Source organism: Hydrogenophaga sp. (genome assembly GCF_041633695.1).
Classification (GTDB): domain Bacteria; phylum Pseudomonadota; class Gammaproteobacteria; order Burkholderiales; family Burkholderiaceae_C; genus Hydrogenophaga.
The window spans coordinates 1-14,639 of record NZ_JBFJMY010000062.1 but is presented as its reverse complement, the minus strand read 5'-3'; the positions used below and the strand labels follow the sequence as shown (position 1 = coordinate 14,639).

The 14,639-nt window shown below is 65.0% G+C and carries 15 protein-coding genes and 2 pseudogenes; 8 read left to right on the top strand and 9 right to left on the bottom strand.

Features of this window, described 5'->3' with window-relative positions; genetic code table 11:
* Positions 1 to 401 (bottom strand): annotated as a pseudogene (locus tag ABYB95_RS05900) (hypothetical protein); the annotation flags it as partial.
* 121 nt (positions 402 to 522) lie between these two features.
* Here ABYB95_RS05900 and ABYB95_RS05895 point away from each other — a divergent pair.
* Entirely contained in the window at positions 523 to 1,173 is a 651-nt protein-coding gene (locus ABYB95_RS05895; protein WP_372657536.1) for a hypothetical protein, read from the top strand.
* 47 nt (positions 1,174 to 1,220) lie between these two features.
* Here the strand turns inward: ABYB95_RS05895 and ABYB95_RS05890 are convergent, their stop codons facing one another.
* Positions 1,221 to 1,925: a YggS family pyridoxal phosphate-dependent enzyme gene (locus ABYB95_RS05890; RefSeq protein WP_372657534.1), complete on the bottom strand. Its 705-nt coding sequence runs from the start codon at positions 1,923 to 1,925 to the stop codon at positions 1,221 to 1,223.
* A 38-nt stretch (positions 1,926 to 1,963) separates the two neighbouring features.
* Here ABYB95_RS05890 and ABYB95_RS05885 point away from each other — a divergent pair, with 38 nt between their 5' ends.
* The 3 genes and pseudogenes from ABYB95_RS05885 (at position 1,964) to ABYB95_RS05875 (ending at position 5,347) form a co-directional block, all read left to right on the top strand.
* Complete coding sequence (locus ABYB95_RS05885; protein ID WP_372657533.1) at positions 1,964 to 3,007, top strand: type IV pilus twitching motility protein PilT; 1,044 nt, start codon at positions 1,964 to 1,966, stop codon at positions 3,005 to 3,007.
* Positions 3,008 to 3,162: 155 nt separating this feature from the next.
* Positions 3,163 to 4,299: pseudogene (locus ABYB95_RS05880) on the top strand (PilT/PilU family type 4a pilus ATPase).
* A 145-nt stretch (positions 4,300 to 4,444) separates the two neighbouring features.
* On the top strand, positions 4,445 to 5,347 hold the full coding sequence (locus ABYB95_RS05875; protein ID WP_372657532.1) for an NAD(P)-dependent oxidoreductase: 903 nt from the start codon (positions 4,445 to 4,447) through the stop codon (positions 5,345 to 5,347).
* An 81-nt stretch (positions 5,348 to 5,428) separates the two neighbouring features.
* Here ABYB95_RS05875 and ABYB95_RS05870 read toward each other — a convergent pair whose 3' ends face one another.
* Genes ABYB95_RS05870 through ABYB95_RS05860 form a run of 3 tightly spaced genes read right to left on the bottom strand, consistent with a single transcriptional unit; the run spans position 5,429 to position 7,178 of the window.
* The gene (locus tag ABYB95_RS05870; RefSeq protein WP_372657537.1) at positions 5,429 to 6,052 is read right to left on the bottom strand and encodes a BON domain-containing protein; all 624 of its coding nucleotides are present in this window, start codon (positions 6,050 to 6,052) and stop codon (positions 5,429 to 5,431) included.
* A gap of 5 nt (positions 6,053 to 6,057) precedes the next feature.
* Positions 6,058 to 6,678, bottom strand: a complete 621-nt coding sequence (locus ABYB95_RS05865) for an SIS domain-containing protein (protein WP_372657531.1) — start codon at positions 6,676 to 6,678, stop codon at positions 6,058 to 6,060.
* Positions 6,679 to 6,704: 26 nt separating this feature from the next.
* Complete coding sequence (locus tag ABYB95_RS05860; RefSeq protein WP_372657530.1) at positions 6,705 to 7,178, bottom strand: YraN family protein; 474 nt, start codon at positions 7,176 to 7,178, stop codon at positions 6,705 to 6,707.
* On the opposite strand from ABYB95_RS05860, the gene rsmI reads away from it, so the two are divergent.
* A complete protein-coding gene (gene rsmI / locus ABYB95_RS05855) occupies positions 7,178 to 8,110 on the top strand; it encodes a 16S rRNA (cytidine(1402)-2'-O)-methyltransferase (RefSeq protein WP_372657529.1) in 933 nt (310 codons plus the stop codon). The two genes, ABYB95_RS05860 and rsmI, sit on opposite strands and share 1 nt — an antisense overlap.
* On the opposite strand, the gene ABYB95_RS05850 is transcribed toward rsmI, so the two are convergent.
* The gene (locus ABYB95_RS05850) at positions 8,107 to 8,475 is read right to left on the bottom strand and encodes a hypothetical protein (protein ID WP_372657528.1); all 369 of its coding nucleotides are present in this window, start codon (positions 8,473 to 8,475) and stop codon (positions 8,107 to 8,109) included. The genes rsmI and ABYB95_RS05850 overlap by 4 nt on opposite strands.
* A 258-nt stretch (positions 8,476 to 8,733) precedes the next feature.
* Here ABYB95_RS05850 and ABYB95_RS05845 point away from each other — a divergent pair, with 258 nt between their 5' ends.
* Together ABYB95_RS05845 and ABYB95_RS05840 are read left to right on the top strand one after the other, a co-directional pair.
* Complete coding sequence (locus ABYB95_RS05845) at positions 8,734 to 9,327, top strand: DUF502 domain-containing protein (RefSeq protein WP_372657527.1); 594 nt, start codon at positions 8,734 to 8,736, stop codon at positions 9,325 to 9,327.
* A 48-nt stretch (positions 9,328 to 9,375) separates the two neighbouring features.
* Positions 9,376 to 10,395, top strand: a complete 1,020-nt coding sequence (locus tag ABYB95_RS05840) for a metal-dependent hydrolase (RefSeq protein ID WP_372657526.1) — start codon at positions 9,376 to 9,378, stop codon at positions 10,393 to 10,395.
* A 35-nt stretch (positions 10,396 to 10,430) separates the two neighbouring features.
* Here ABYB95_RS05840 and ABYB95_RS05835 read toward each other — a convergent pair whose 3' ends face one another.
* The 3 genes from ABYB95_RS05835 to dinG form a co-directional block, all read right to left on the bottom strand.
* Positions 10,431 to 10,877, bottom strand: a complete 447-nt coding sequence (locus ABYB95_RS05835) for an SRPBCC family protein (RefSeq protein WP_372657525.1) — start codon at positions 10,875 to 10,877, stop codon at positions 10,431 to 10,433.
* A 145-nt stretch (positions 10,878 to 11,022) separates the two neighbouring features.
* A complete protein-coding gene (locus ABYB95_RS05830) occupies positions 11,023 to 11,490 on the bottom strand; it encodes a CopD family protein (RefSeq protein ID WP_372657524.1) in 468 nt (155 codons plus the stop codon).
* Between the two features lie 83 nt (positions 11,491 to 11,573).
* Positions 11,574 to 13,865, bottom strand: a complete 2,292-nt coding sequence (gene dinG, locus ABYB95_RS05825) for an ATP-dependent DNA helicase DinG (protein WP_372657522.1) — start codon at positions 13,863 to 13,865, stop codon at positions 11,574 to 11,576.
* A gap of 103 nt (positions 13,866 to 13,968) precedes the next feature.
* Between dinG and ABYB95_RS05820 the strand changes: the two genes are divergently transcribed.
* A partial coding sequence (locus ABYB95_RS05820; RefSeq protein ID WP_372657521.1) for a patatin-like phospholipase family protein occupies positions 13,969 to 14,639 on the top strand: 671 nt, incomplete at its 3' end.

Below are 14,639 nucleotides of genomic sequence, written 5' to 3'. Positions count from 1 at the left end.
CTGCACTTGACCGCCTTAAAACTGACCGTAGACACATCCTCTAGCGCCACCGAATCGTTCTTGTTCACGAGAAGCATTTTTTGAAAAGATCGCGCCTCCTGCATCGCCGCCTTGCGCTGCGCCAAGTCGGCGTATTTTTTCTCGATGTGCAGCGCAATGTCGTCGCGCACGCCATCGCCATTGGCGTCCACCCCTTCAAGCGTGGGCAGCCGGTCCAGCTTGGGCAACATCCCACTCGCTTCCAATTGCGCGACCTTTTGCTCCGCCGTGGGCTCGGCAGGTGCCGGAGCCTTGGCGCCTTGACCATCGCCGCAACCCGTCAGGCCCATCAGCACCGACAGCTCCATACAGGCGAGTACAAGCCGGACGGTTCGGGCCTGCCAACTTTGACGTTTCTTCATTCGAAGCATCCTCCCCATGTTTGAAAATTAATTCTATTGGGTTATAAATTGCACGCCTTGTGTGCCATTGCCCAATTCCGCACTTCGCGGCTCCCCTTCTTCGTCTCTCACGCCACCCGCCATGAAACGATTGCATCCCAACGGCAAGGCCGAAAACGCTCTTCTCGCCTTCTGTGTCGTATTTTTGTGGGGTGCGGCCGCCAATGTCGACATCGGCATCACCGGTTTCGTGATGGGCATCCCGTTTGCCATCGGATTGCTGGCCCTTTTGCACCGTCGCTCCTGGCGGTTCATCACGGCGACCGTGTGCCTTGCGTTCGGCCCCTTGGTGGGAGCGATCGCCTCGGACCCACCGGCAAGCCGTTTGCACTATCCAACCTTGGGGGCCGCCGTGGAGGTGCCCGCCGGTTGGGGATACGTCAACTACCAGAGCGAAGCGGGCAAGAACTATCTCGCATCGCCCGAACGCTTGGCGCGGCCTCGAACCGGTGGCGCAGCCGTACACGCCTTTGCCCAGCCACTCTCACTCCGCCTGATCCGCGTGGAGACCACCCACCCGGATTTTGTTCTCCACTACCACGGCATCCTCGAAGACGCGCGCGGAACGCGCTACGACATCGACGAACGCGAGTTGCTCGAATCGGTGGCGATGGGCTTGCTCTGGTCGCCAACATTGGCGGGAGAACCCGCACTACACCGCCCGTGGTTGCATTGGTTGGGCAACCTGATGTATTGGCCACTGGCCCCGATGGCGCCCTTCATACTCTTTTGAATCTCGGCTGCCACAGCTTCCCGCCGGCGGCACGTACCGCCTCGGCATCAAGTCCGGGCGCTGCGGTTACCGAATATCGCGCGACCGACCCGCACCATCGTTGAGCCGGCAGCCAACGCCGCCTCCATGTCGGCACTCATCCCTATGGACAAGGTGTCCAGGTGCATGCCGTTGGTGTTCAAACCGTCAAACAGGGTTCGCGCACGTTGACACACGGCCCGCGCCGCCTCAAAGTCGGCAGCGGGTTCGGGGATGCACATGAGGCCACGCAAACGCAAATGTGGCAAACGAGCCACAGCCTGGGCCAGTTCGGGCAACTCTGCGGGCGACACGCCCGATTTGTTGGCGCCGCCATCCACATTGACTTGCAGACAGACCTGCAAGGGCGCCAGTCCGTCGGGGCGTTGCTCGCTCAAGCGCTGCGCGATCTTCAACCGGTCCACCGTCTGCACCCAATCAAAATGGGCGGCCACCAGGCGCGTCTTGTTGCTCTGCACCGGGCCAATGCAATGCCATTCCAGAGTCTGCCCGGGTAGCAGCTCCTGTAGGGCGAGGATTTTCTCGACCCCTTCTTGTATGTAGTTTTCACCAAAGGCGTGCTGGCCGGCGGCCACCGCTTCGGCCACCGCTTCGGGCCCGAAGGTCTTGGAAACCGCCAGCAGCGTGACCTGCGTCACATCACGCCCAGTGCGTTCGCAGGCTTGGGCCATCCGCTGGCGAAGCTCTTGGAGATTGTCTGCAATCGTCGTCATAATCACTCGGTACTACCAACACCTGACGGGACCCCGGGATGGACATCACGCAACTGCTGGCCTTTAGCGTCAAAAACAAAGCATCCGATTTGCACCTCTCGGCCGGCCTTCCACCCATGATACGGGTGCATGGTGACGTGCGGCGCATCAACGTCGAACCGCTGGACCACAAGCAGGTCCACAGCATGGTGTACGACATCATGAACGACAGCCAGCGCAAGCAGTACGAAGAGTTTCTGGAGTGCGACTTCTCGTTCGAGATCGAGGGCCTGGCCCGTTTCCGCGTCAACGCCTTCAACCACAACCGGGGTGCGGGTGCGGTGTTCCGGACCATTCCGAGCAAGATCCTCACGCTGGAACAGCTCAACGCGCCCAAGATTTTTGCCGACCTCGCCCTGCGTCCGCGCGGCCTGGTGCTGGTGACCGGCCCCACCGGCTCGGGCAAGTCCACCACGCTGGCGGCCATGGTCAACCACTTGAACGAAACCGAATACGGCCACATTCTCACGGTGGAAGACCCGGTGGAATTCGTGCACGAATCCAAAAAATGCCCGATCAACCAACGTGAAGTCGGCCCCCACACCCTGAGTTTCGCCAACGCTTTGCGCTCGGCCCTGCGCGAAGATCCCGACGCGATTCTGGTGGGCGAGATGCGCGATCTGGAAACCATCCGCCTGGCCATGACCGCCGCCGAAACCGGCCACCTGGTGTTTGGCACCTTGCACACCTCCAGCGCCGCCAAGACGATTGACCGGATCATCGACGTGTTCCCAGCGGAAGAAAAAGACATGGTGCGCGCCATGCTGTCCGAGTCGCTGGTGGCGGTGATCTCGCAAACCCTGTGCAAGGTCAAAGACGGCACCGGCCGTGTGGCCGCACACGAAATCATGATCGGCAACAGCGCCATCCGCAACCTGATCCGCGAAGCCAAGGTGGCCCAGATGTACTCGGCGATCCAGACCGGCAACAACGCCGGCATGCAGACGCTGGATCAGAACCTGTCCGAGCTGGTCAAGCGCAACATGATCAGCCCGGCCGAAGCACGCAGCAAGGCGAAGATTCCGGAAAATTTCCCAGGCTGACAGAGCAGGCAGGTCACGCCGTTGCCTGCCCGCTGTTGCGACCCGTTGTGGGCGCAACCCGCAGATGCCGCGCTGTTCCCCAGGGAACTGCCGGTGAACGCAGACCAGGCAGCCCGGCTGAGAAGCAGATACCAAAGCAAGGAAGGTAGGACCCCATGGAACGCGATCAGGCATCGAAATTCATCAACGATCTGCTCAAGCTCATGCTCAGCCGATCGGGCAGCGATCTGTTCATCACCGCCGATTTTCCGCCCGCCATCAAGGTCGATGGCAAGGTCGTCAAGGTCTCCCCCCAACCGCTGAATCCCACCCACACGCTGGCGCTGGCGCGCGCCATCATGAGCGACAAGCAAGGTGCCGAATTCGAACGCACCAAGGAATGCAACTTCGCGATCTCGCCCCCCGCCATCGGGCGCTTCCGCGTCAGCGCCTTCATCCAGCAAGGCAAGGTGGGCATGGTTCTGCGAACCATTCCCGCCGTGCTGCCCACCATCGACAAGCTGGGCCTGCCCCAGGTGCTCAAGGACGTGGTCTTGTCCAAACGTGGCCTGTGCATTCTGGTGGGCGCCACCGGCTCGGGCAAATCCACATCGCTGGCGGCGATGGTGGACTGGCGCAACGAGAACACCTTTGGCCACATCATCACCATCGAAGACCCGGTGGAGTTTGTGCACCCGCACAAGAACTGCGTGGTCACGCAGCGCGAGGTGGGCCTGGACACCGACAGCTGGGAAGCGGCGCTGAAGAACACGCTGCGCCAAGCGCCGGACGTGATCCTGATGGGCGAGATCCGCGACCGCGAAACCATGGAGCACGCGATCCAGTTCTCCGAAACCGGCCACCTGTGCCTGGCCACCTTGCACGCCAACAGCGCCAACCAGGCGCTGGATCGCATCATCAACTTCTTCCCTGAAGACCGCCGTCCGCAGTTGTTGATGGACTTGTCGCTCAACCTGCGCGCGCTCATTTCGCAGCGCCTGGTCCCGCGCCAGGACAACAAGGGGCGCCACGCAGCGGTGGAGATCATGCTCAACTCCCCGCTGATTTCCGATCTGATCTTCAAGGGCGATGTGGCCGAGATCAAGGAGATCATGAAGAAAAGCGGCAACATGGGCATGTAGACCTTCGACCAGGCCTTGTTCCACGCTTTCGAGGCCAACCTCATCACCCTGGAAGACGCGCTGCGCAACGCCGATTCGCTCAACGACCTGCGCTTGCAGATCAAGCTCAACAGCCAGCGCGCAAAGTCCCAGGACCTGGCGGCGGGCACCGAGCATCTGACCATCGTTTGACCCCCCGCGCCGCGCTTGCGGCGCACTGGGTTGACGGCATGCGCACCGCTTGCATGGGTATTGCTCACGCGCGTCAGCCGCTTTGCGAGCGGGCTTTCCAAGTGGGCTGACGCCTCCCACGCCGTTCTGGTGGAAAATCACCGGCATGAACGCCATCACCGAACGCCCTTACACCACCATCCCGTCGCTTCGCGTCGCTTTCATCGGCCTCGGTGTCATGGGCTATCCCATGGCCGGCCATCTGGCCCGCGCGGGCCATGCCGTGACGGTCTACAACCGATCACCCGCGAAAGCGCAGTCCTGGAGCACCGAGTTCGGTGGTCAACACAAAGCCACCCCACGCGAAGCGGCACAAGGCGCCGACATCGTCTTCGCTTGCGTGGGCAACGACGCCGACTTGCGCTCGGTCACGTTGGGTGCCGACGGTGCTTTCTCCGGCATGTCTTCCGGCTCGGTCTTCGTGGACCACACCACGGCCTCGGCCGACGTGGCGCGCGAGCTGTATGCGGTGGCCAAAGATCTGGGGTTGAGCTTCATCGACGCGCCGGTATCGGGTGGTCAGGCCGGTGCACAGAACGGCGCCCTCACCGTGATGTGCGGCGGCGACGCTCCGGCGTTCGAACGGGTTCAACCGGTCGGCCTGGCTTTCTCCAAAGCCTTCACCCGCATGGGCGAGAGCGGCGCCGGTCAGCTCACCAAGATGGTCAACCAGATCTGCATTGCCGGCCTGTTGCAAGGCCTGGCCGAGGCCATTGCCTTTGGCCAGAAGGCGGGACTGGACGTGAACCAGGTGCTGGAGGTGATTGGCAAAGGTGCGGCCCAGAGCTGGCAAATGGACAACCGGGGCAAGACCATGGTGGCCGACCAGTTCGACTTCGGTTTTGCGGTGGACTGGATGCGCAAAGATCTGGGGCTGGTGCTGGACGAGGCCAAGCGCAACGGCGCGCGCCTGCCGGTGACCGCGCTGGTGGACCAGTTCTATGCCGATGTCCAGGCCAATGGCGGCCATCGGCAGGACACGTCCAGCCTGATCAAGCGGCTTCGCTGACACCCCCGCGCGCCACCCATTAGGGTGCCCACAGGGAGGGCGGTCCTGCCGCCCGGCAGACGCCCCCTGGGAGCCTTGCGGCTACTGCTTGGGTTGCAAACGCGCGAGTTCGTCTTCGCTGATGATCTCCAGCGTCAGCACCACGCGCTGAACGCCCGAGATGTTGCGGGTGATGCTGGTGGCGCGTTCGGCCTCGCGCTGCGTCACACGGCCCATCAGGTACACGGTGCCACGGGTGGTCACCACCTTGAAGGCGTTGGAAAACATGTCCCGCGCATCGACCATGGACGCCTTCACGCGCCCGGTGATGAAAACGTCGTTGGAACGCTGGCTGAGTGTGGTGACACCCATCACCCCGAGTTCGTTCACGATGCCGGTCACGTTGTCCACGCCCGCCACGATCTGCTGCGCCAAGGCCTTGTCCTGCTCGCTGCCCACCTCGCCGGTGAGCAAGACCTGGCGGTTGTAGCTGGTGACCTCGATGTGGCCCCGTTCGCCGAATTTTTCACGCAGCCGGTTGTTGGCGCGCAGTTCAATGCCTTGATCTTCCAGTTGGGCGCCGGAGGTGCGCCGGTCGGTGACCACCATGGCGCCCCCGGCCATCGCGCCGCCCACCAGCAGGGGCGCGCAAGCCGACAGCCCGGCTCCCAGTGACAGGGCGGTCAGCAGCGTAGCGGCCAGGCGGGTCAAAGTACTTTGGCGCAATCGAATCATGTGGAACTCTCCGTTTCGTGGTTCGGGGTTTCGGGCAAGCCCAGCAGTTGGGCGTCTACGCCGTCACAAATACAGTGCAGCACCAGGTGGTGCAACTCCAGAATCCGTGCCGGCACATCGTGTGGCACACAAATATGGACATCGGTGTCGCGCAGCAATTGCGCCATGCGCCCACCGCGTGCGCCGGTCAGGGCCACCACCGTCATGTCGCGCGCGTGGGCCGCTTCCACCGCCGCCAGCATATTGGGCGAATTGCCGCTCGTGGACAGCGCCAGCAACACGTCACCGGCCTGCCCCAGCGCCCGCACCTGCCGCGCGAACACCACGCGGGCCTCGAAGTCGTTGGCCAGACCGGTGAGCACCGCCGCGTCGGCACACAACGAGAAAGCCGCCAGCTCCGGGCGTTCGCGCTCGTAGCGACCGACGAAACTGGCCGCAAAATGCTGGGCCGCCGCCGCCGATGCGCCATTGCCGCACGAAAGCACTTTGCCGCCGCCGGTGACGCTGGCGAGCACGGCGTTGGTGGCCGCTTCCACTTCGGGCGCGAGGGTCTGAGCGCACTGGTATTTCAGGTCGGCGCTGTCAATGAACTGTTGTTGGATGCGTTGCAAAAGCATGACTGATCATAGCGGTGAGTGGGGTATCAAAAAGCTGCCGATGTATCAAATGCGGCGCGCAGCCATTCGACATGGGGCGCCCAACCGGGGGCTTGCGTCGGGACGGGCGCGGCCTGCACCAGCACGACGTCGAAGCGGCATGGAGGCTCTGATCCCAGTTGCAGCAAAAAGTGCCGCGCCGCCAGCACAATGCGGCGCTGTTTCACCCAACCGACGCTGGCCGCAGCGCCGCCGTGTTGCGCGCTGCTGCGGCTGCGCACTTCCACGAACACCAGGGTGCCATCGGGCTCGCGCATAATCAAATCGATCTCGCCGCCACCCCGGCCCGGGGTCTTGAAGTTGCGCCGCACCAGCTTCAAGCCGGCCTTTTCCAGGTAGGCTTGTGCCGCGCTTTCGGCCCGATCCCCCTTGGATTTGGTGCTGGTGTCACGCGCGCCCGGATCGTTGACCACCGACTTGGGGGCTGTTGGCGGCACCGCCTGTTTTTTGGAAAACCACATTGTCTGCAAGCACTCCATCCCTGTTGGCCGCCGTTCGCGAGGCCGCCGCTCACCAGCATTATCCGCAGGGCGCGCTCTACATGGTGGCCACGCCCATCGGCAACCTGGCCGACATGGGCCTGCGCGCGCTCCAAGTGCTCGCCCTGGCGGACACCGTGGCCTGTGAAGACACGCGCCACACCGCCGGCTTGCTGCAAGGCTACGGCTTGCACAAGCCCTTGCTGGCGCTGCACGAACACAACGAAGCCGAAGCGGCGCAAACCGTGGTGCAGCGCCTGAGCGAGGGTCAGCGTGTGGCCTATGTGAGCGACGCCGGCACACCGGGTGTGAGCGATCCCGGCGCGCGTCTGGTCGCCGCGGTGACCGCAGCGGGCTTGCGCTGCGTGCCCATTCCCGGTGCCAGCAGCATCACCGCCTTGCTGAGTGTGGCCGGGCACAGCGGCTGGGACGGGCGTTTTGTCTTTCAAGGTTTTCTTTCGCCCAAGGCCGGCGAGCGCCAGCGCGAGGTGCTGCACATCCAGGCCGACGCGCGCGCCTGTGTGCTGCTGGAAGCCCCGCACCGCATCGAAGCCCTGGCCAAAGATCTCGCCGCTTTGGGCGAACGCACGGTCACGGTGGGACGCGAGCTGACCAAACAATTTGAAGAAGTGGCACAAATGAACGCCGCCGCCTTCCCCGCCTGGCTCCAGGCCAACGCCCACCGCACGCGCGGCGAATTTGTGCTGTTGGTGCACCCGGCGCCCGCCACCAGCGGCGACGACACCGGCGTCGACGCCGCCACTTTGCGTACGCTGGATTTGTTGCTGGCCGAACTGCCGCTGAAGACCGCCGTGCGCTTGTGCGCCGAGATCAGCGGCCAGTCGAAAAACGCCTTGTACGACGCCGCGCTGGAGCGGCGCAAGGCAAGCAAAGGGAATGGCGACGGCGATTAAGACCGGTCGCGGCCGGGCGACCCTGTGGGCCCCGCTGCCGGGTCGAGCGGATCCGCCTGCCCATCGTCGGGCACCTCGTGGGCCTGCACATCGACCACATCACCCACGGGGCGGCCTGGTCCTTCGGGCCGCTGGCGGTTCGGCCACACGCCCCGCGTGACGCGGTCCGAGGTCTGGCGAAAGCGCCCGAACACCACGGCGGGCGTGGGTTTGCGCCCGGTCAGCAGCGACCAGATCGACACCCCCGCCACCACCACCACGGCAGCCAGCAGCAGGCTGAACACGAACACCGCAGCGGCCAGGACCAGCAAGAGTTTGAAGACACCGCTCAGCAAGCGGTTCAGAAAGTCGGAAATACCATTCATGAAAGGGTGAGCCCGTGACAGGAGCGAAGTTCCAGAGGATCGCACAGTCCACGGCGCTTGGGAAATGTCCGGCGTGGAACACCAGCGGTGGATGGGCATGATTCCTACATGGCGATGGTCGCCGTATTTACAAGCCCCCAACCGCACAACCGCTGACATGGCACTGGCACATGAGCTCGTCACGGTGTTCGCTTGCCCCGCTGCTATGCTGGTCCACTTGTTGCGAACCCTCCAGCGTTCTGCCCTGCGCGCACCACCATGAACCGCCTTTACCAATATTTTTTTCGCGGCCTGATCGCCATTCTTCCCCTGGTGCTCACGGTCTATGTGTTGTATTTGCTGATCAGCTGGGTCGAGTCCATGGCCAGATGGGCGATCCGCCCCTTGGTGGGCGACTACTACCTGCCGGGCCTGGGCATCGTGCTGGGCTTTTTGCTGATCCTGGCCTTGGGGTTTCTGGTTTCGCAGCGCTTCACCGCCAAATTGTTTTCGCTGGTCGAGCTGCCGTTCACCAACCTGCCGGTCATCAAAAGCATTTATTCCTCGCTGAAAAATTTCGCCGACTATTTTTCGCCGCACCAGCAAAGCATCCAGCAGGTGGTGAGCTTGAGCGCGCCGGGCAGCGAGCTGGCCATCATGGGCCTGGTGACGCGCCAGAACATGTCCGGGCTGCCCAGCGGCCTGGGTGAGCGCGACCAGGTCGCCGTCTACCTGCCCATGGGCTACATGATCGGTGGCTACACCGTGTTTGTGCCGCGCAGTTGGCTCACGCCGGTGGACATGTCGGTGGAAGAAGCCATGCGCTCTTCGCTGATCGCCTGGATGTCGTCGAACAAGAACCCCAACACCTAGGCGTCTGCGCGGCAGCAAGGCCCACACCGTCGCCGTTAAGCTCTCGCCATGGATTCTTTGACGCAGATTGCGCTCGGCTCCGCCGTTGGTGTGGCCGTGATGGGGCGGCGAACCGCCGTTTGGAAGGCCGCACTCTGGGGCGCGGTGGCCGGCACCCTGCCCGACCTCGACGCCTTCATCGACCACGGCGACGCCTTGCTCAACATGGTGCGCCACCGCGCCGAAAGCCATTCCCTCTTTTTCCTCACGCTCGCAGCCCCCTTGCTGGCGTGGCTGGTCTCGCGCCTGCACGGCGAAGCGGCCCTGTTCCGGCGCTGGTGGCTCGCACTCTGGCTGGTGCTCATCACCCACCCGCTGCTCGACACCATGACCGTCTACGGCACGCAGTTGCTCATGCCGTTCAGCGACTACCCCTTCGCCATCGGCAGCGTCTTCATCATCGACCCGCTCTATACCGTGCCCCTGATCGTGGGCGTGGTTGCGGCCCTGCGCCTGAAGTCCGCGCGCGGCTTTCGCTGGAACCACTGGGGCTTGGCGCTCAGCAGCCTGTATCTGGCCTGGGGCGTGGGCGCGCAATGGCAGGTGACGAGCATCGCGCGCGCCTCCCTGCAACAGCAAAACATCGCCGCACAAGACCTGCTGGTCACACCATCGGCCTTCAACACCGTGCTCTGGCGCCTGGTGGCCACCAGCCCCACGCAGTACTTCGAAGGCCACTACTCGCTGCTCGACAAAACCGCCACCGTGCGCTGGACCGCCCACGAACGCGGCGCGGAACTGGCCCAACTGCACCCCGGCAACCGGGCGATCGACCGCATCGCCGCCTTCAGCCACGGCTTTTACCGCGTGCGCTCGGAAAATGGCCGCCTGATGCTGAGCGACCTGCGCATGGGCCTGGAGCCCTGGTACACCTTCCACTTTGACGTGGGACCGGCACAGGCTTCGGGCGGTCCGGCCAGCGCGCCCGTGCTCAAAGCCCAGCGACCCGATCTGGGCAGCGCCCTGCCCTGGTTGTGGCAACGGTTGCTGGGGAACGACGTGGCACTGAGCGCGGCCCCCGCGCGCTGACCGGGCTGGCTGACCGGGCGCGCGCCGCGCGCGGGTCAGCCCGGGATGTTCGGCTCCACCAGCGTGGCGAGCTGGGCCAGCGACTCCTGCCAGCCCAGGTAACACATCTCCAGCGGAATGGCCTCGGGTATGCCGTCCTGGACGATGTGAACGTCCGTGCCGCACAACACCGGCTTCAGCTCCACCGTCACCTGCAGCACACCCGGCAGGCTCGGATCGTCAAATTGGTCGGTGTAGCGGATCCGTTCGTGGGGCACCAGCTCCAGGTACTCGCCGCCAAAAGAATGGCCGTTGCCGGACGAAAAATTGTGGAACGACATGCGGAATTGGCCGCCGACGCGGGCCTCCATCTGGTGCACCTCGCAGGTGAATCCGTAGGGTGGAATCCACTTGCTCATGGCGGCGGGCTCCAGAAATGCGCGGTAGACCTTCTCGGGCGGGCAGCGCAGCACGCGGTGCAGTTGAACCTGGCGGGACGACATGGTGGGTTCCTTTCGTGGTGGGTCGAACGATCCCGGTGATCGTGGAATGGCGCTGCAAATACGCATGCTGGCGCCACCATCACGACGATCCGGCACCCGGCATTTCGACAAGCGACAGACCCCGGTGCGCCGCCCCGTACCGCCCCTACATCAGCGCCGCCACCGCGACCGTGATCAGGCCCAGCGCGAGGTTGATCGACACCCAGGTGCGGATCGAGGCCAGGGCCTTGCCGCCGGCGGGCCAGTCGCTGGCCGCCACAGCGCGCGACAGGCGCTTGAACAAGGCAAAACGGATGTGGCCAAAGATCGCCATCATGACGATGCCCAGCGTGGCCATGATGGTCCAGTCCAGCGGCATGTTGAAAGCCAGACCCGCCTGCACGTTTTCCTTTGCGACGCGAGCAATCATCCACAGGCCGCTGACCAAAATCAGGACCAGCGCGACCAGCACGGCCGCAAAAAACCGCCGCATGACGCCATACATGAGCCGCACACGCAGCGGCGGCTCCAGCTGGAGCGCAGCGGGGCGCAGAAAGAATTGCGCGAACACCATGCCGCCCACCCACACGATGACAGCCAACAGGTGCAGCAATTTGAGAATGGCAAAAATCATGGTCTGAGGTCCTGGATGGTTGGCCTGCAGTGTGCCTCAGGCGCGGCTTGCACTCAACCGTGCGCTTCAGCGCGCTCAGACACTCAGGCGCCCAAGTCCGTGACCACGCCGTCGACCCGCCGCTGCAAGCGGTAGGGCGGCAGGCCTTGCAGCATGCGCCGACCGTAAGCCTGGCGCAGCAAGCGGGCGTCGTAACACACCACCACGGCCTGGTCGGTCTCGGTGCGCAGGGCACGGCCGGTCCATTGCAGCAGGCGCTGGCCGGTGGCCGGCACCACGAGTTCGCTGAACGGGTCGCGGCCCTGGCTTTTCAGCCAGTCGGCGCGGGCCTGGCCCACCGGGTCGCTGGGCGACGCAAACGGCAGCTTGGTGATGAACAGCCATTCGCACAAGGCACCGGGCAGATCCAGGCCCTCGCCAAACGATTGCAGGCCAAACAGGATGGACGCGCCGCCCGCAGCCACCCGCTCGGCATGGCGGCGCAGCAACTGGGTGCGCGAGGCCTCGCCCTGCACCAGCACGCGCTCGCGCAGTTCGCTGTGCAAACCTTGTTCCAGCTTGTCCTGCCCGCGCCGCATCAGCGCCTTGGAGGTGAAGAGCACCAGCGCCCCCCGGGACACGGTTTGCAGGTCTTCCATCAAGGCATCGAGCATTTCGCGCGTATAGGCCTCCACGTCTTTCGGGTCGGCGCGGGTTTGCACCACCAGCAGGCGGCCCTGGCTGGCGTGGTCGAACGGGCTTTGCACCTCGCGGGTGTGCACCGCGTCGTCGAAGGCCAGGCCAGACTCGTGCAGAAAATGGTCGAAGCTGCCACAGGTGGTGAGCGAGGCCGAGGTGACCACCGCCGCCCGCACGCTGCGCCACAAATGCGTGCGCAGCAGGCTGCCGGGCTGCAAGGGGCAGGCGTGTGCGCTGAGCGCCACCATGCCGTTGCGCACACCGGCTTCCAGCCACTTGGCCAGCGGTGGCTGCCCGTCTTGCGCGTTCTGCGCCCAGTAGCTGGCGGTTTCCTGCACGCTTTGCAGACGCGGCGCGAGCACGCCCAGACGGCTGTAGAGCTGGGCCAGGCGCGGCGCATCGCCCGGGGTTTCGCGGGCGTTCAGCTTGAGCTGGGCGGCCAGGGCTTCAAAGACTTTGAGCAAACCGCTGGCCTGGGCTTGCATCTGCTCCACGGTTTCCACCCACTCGGGCGGCAGCGCCCCACCCGCGAAGCGTTCCACCACCGGCACCACAAAATCGCCGACGCCTCCCCCGCGCGCCAGGCGTTGCCGCCATTCGGGCTGTTCACCCAATCGTGCCATGGCCATGCGCGCCAGATCCGCCTGCGCGGTCTTGAGCTGCTTGGCCAGGGTGTGCACGTCTTGCGCCGGGGTTTCGCCCAAGGCGGCGGCCACCTCGTCGACCGCGCGCGGCAAGCGGTCCAGCCACTGGCTGCGCATCAAGTCCATGCTGGCGGTGAACTGGCCTTGCGCCACGGCGCCGAGGTGGTGCGCTTCGTCCAGCACCAGAAACGCGTCTTGCGGCGCAGGCAGGGCGTGCAGCCCCAGCGTGGAGAGCAGCAGGTCGTGGTTGACCACGATCACTTGCGACTGCGCCAGGGCAGCGCGCGCCCGGTAGTAGCTGCAGCTGTTGTAGCTGGGGCAATGTTTGGCGGTGCAGGTGTGGCGCTCGGCGGCCACCGGGCTCCAGAGTTCACCGTCGGGGGGGGTATCGAGCCGGTCGCGGTCGCCGTCCCACTGGCCGCCATCGAGCATCTCGCCCCAGCTGCTGTATTGCTGGCTGCGCAGTTGCCAGCGCTCGGCAGCGCCGGCCTGCACGGCGGGCGTCGGGGCACTGCCGGGCTCGTCGCCGTCGAACATGTCTGCACTGGCGGCGTCGCCGCCGCTGAGCTGGTCCAGCTTCAAGCGGCACACATAACGACCCCGCCCCTTGGCCAGGCTGTAAGCAAAGGGCTGCGACAGGCTGGCCGCCAGCGCCGGCAGGTCTTTGGCGATCAGTTGCTCTTGCAGCGCGACCGTGGCGGTGGAGATCACCACGCGTTTTTGCAGCGACAAGGCGAGCGAGACCACGGTGGACAAATACGCCGCCGATTTGCCCACCCCCGTACCGGCCTGCACCACCGCAATGGCGCGCGGCGCCGTGCCGTCGTCGTCGGCCGGTTTCACCTTCACCGGGCCGGGCTCGCCGCCGGGCACCACAGCGGACAGCGTGTGCGCGATGTGTTCGGCCATGTCGCGCTGGCCCGGACGGGCCAGAAACGCGGGCGAACGCGCCACCATCTGGTCGAACGCGGCCAGCGCCAGCGCGGCGCGCGCCTGCGCAGCGGGTTCCTGGGCGGGGATTTCGGGTGGGGGAGCTAAGATTTCAGAGGACATGTGTTTGGAGCGCAGCCCCTTTTGAGCCACTGCGGGCATTGTCGCCCGTGTCGCACCCCTCCGTCGGCCACTGCTTCGGCCCGCTTTCCCGTACCCTGCTGCCATGACCACACCCGCACCCCAGCGCCCACGCCCACGCCCGCCGACCCCGCCGCCCAAGACCGGCACGACCCGGGGGCGCGCCCGCCCGGCCAACGCGGCCACGCAATCGATCGACCTGGCTTTGCAAGGCGGTGGTTCGCACGGCGCCTTTACCTGGGGCGTGCTGGACCGCCTGCTGGAGGACGAAAGCCTGAAGATTTCGGGTATCAGCGGCACCAGCGCCGGGGCCATGAACGCGGTGGCGTTGGCCGCCGGTCTGATGGAGGGTGGCCGCGAAGGCGCCCGCGCCAACTTGCGCCGGTTCTGGAAAGGGGTGGCCGACGCCGCACCCTTCCACCATCTGGAAAACTCGCCCCTGCAGGCCATTTTTGGGCCGTCCAACCCCTGGATGCACGCGCTGCTACAACCCATGCAGTCGCTCACCAGCGCCTTGTCCAGCCAGCTCTCGCCCTACCAGTTCAACCCGCTCAACCTCAACCCGCTGCGCCGGGTGCTGGCCGATACGGTGGATTTCGAGCGCGTGCGGCATTGCCACAAGTCCAGCCTGTTCATCGCCGCCACCCAGGTGCGCACCGGGCAGTTGCGCATCTTCCGCCAGGCCGAACTCACGCCCGACATGGTGCTGGCCTCGGCCTGCCTGCCCTTGATGTTCCAAGCGGTGGAGATCGACGG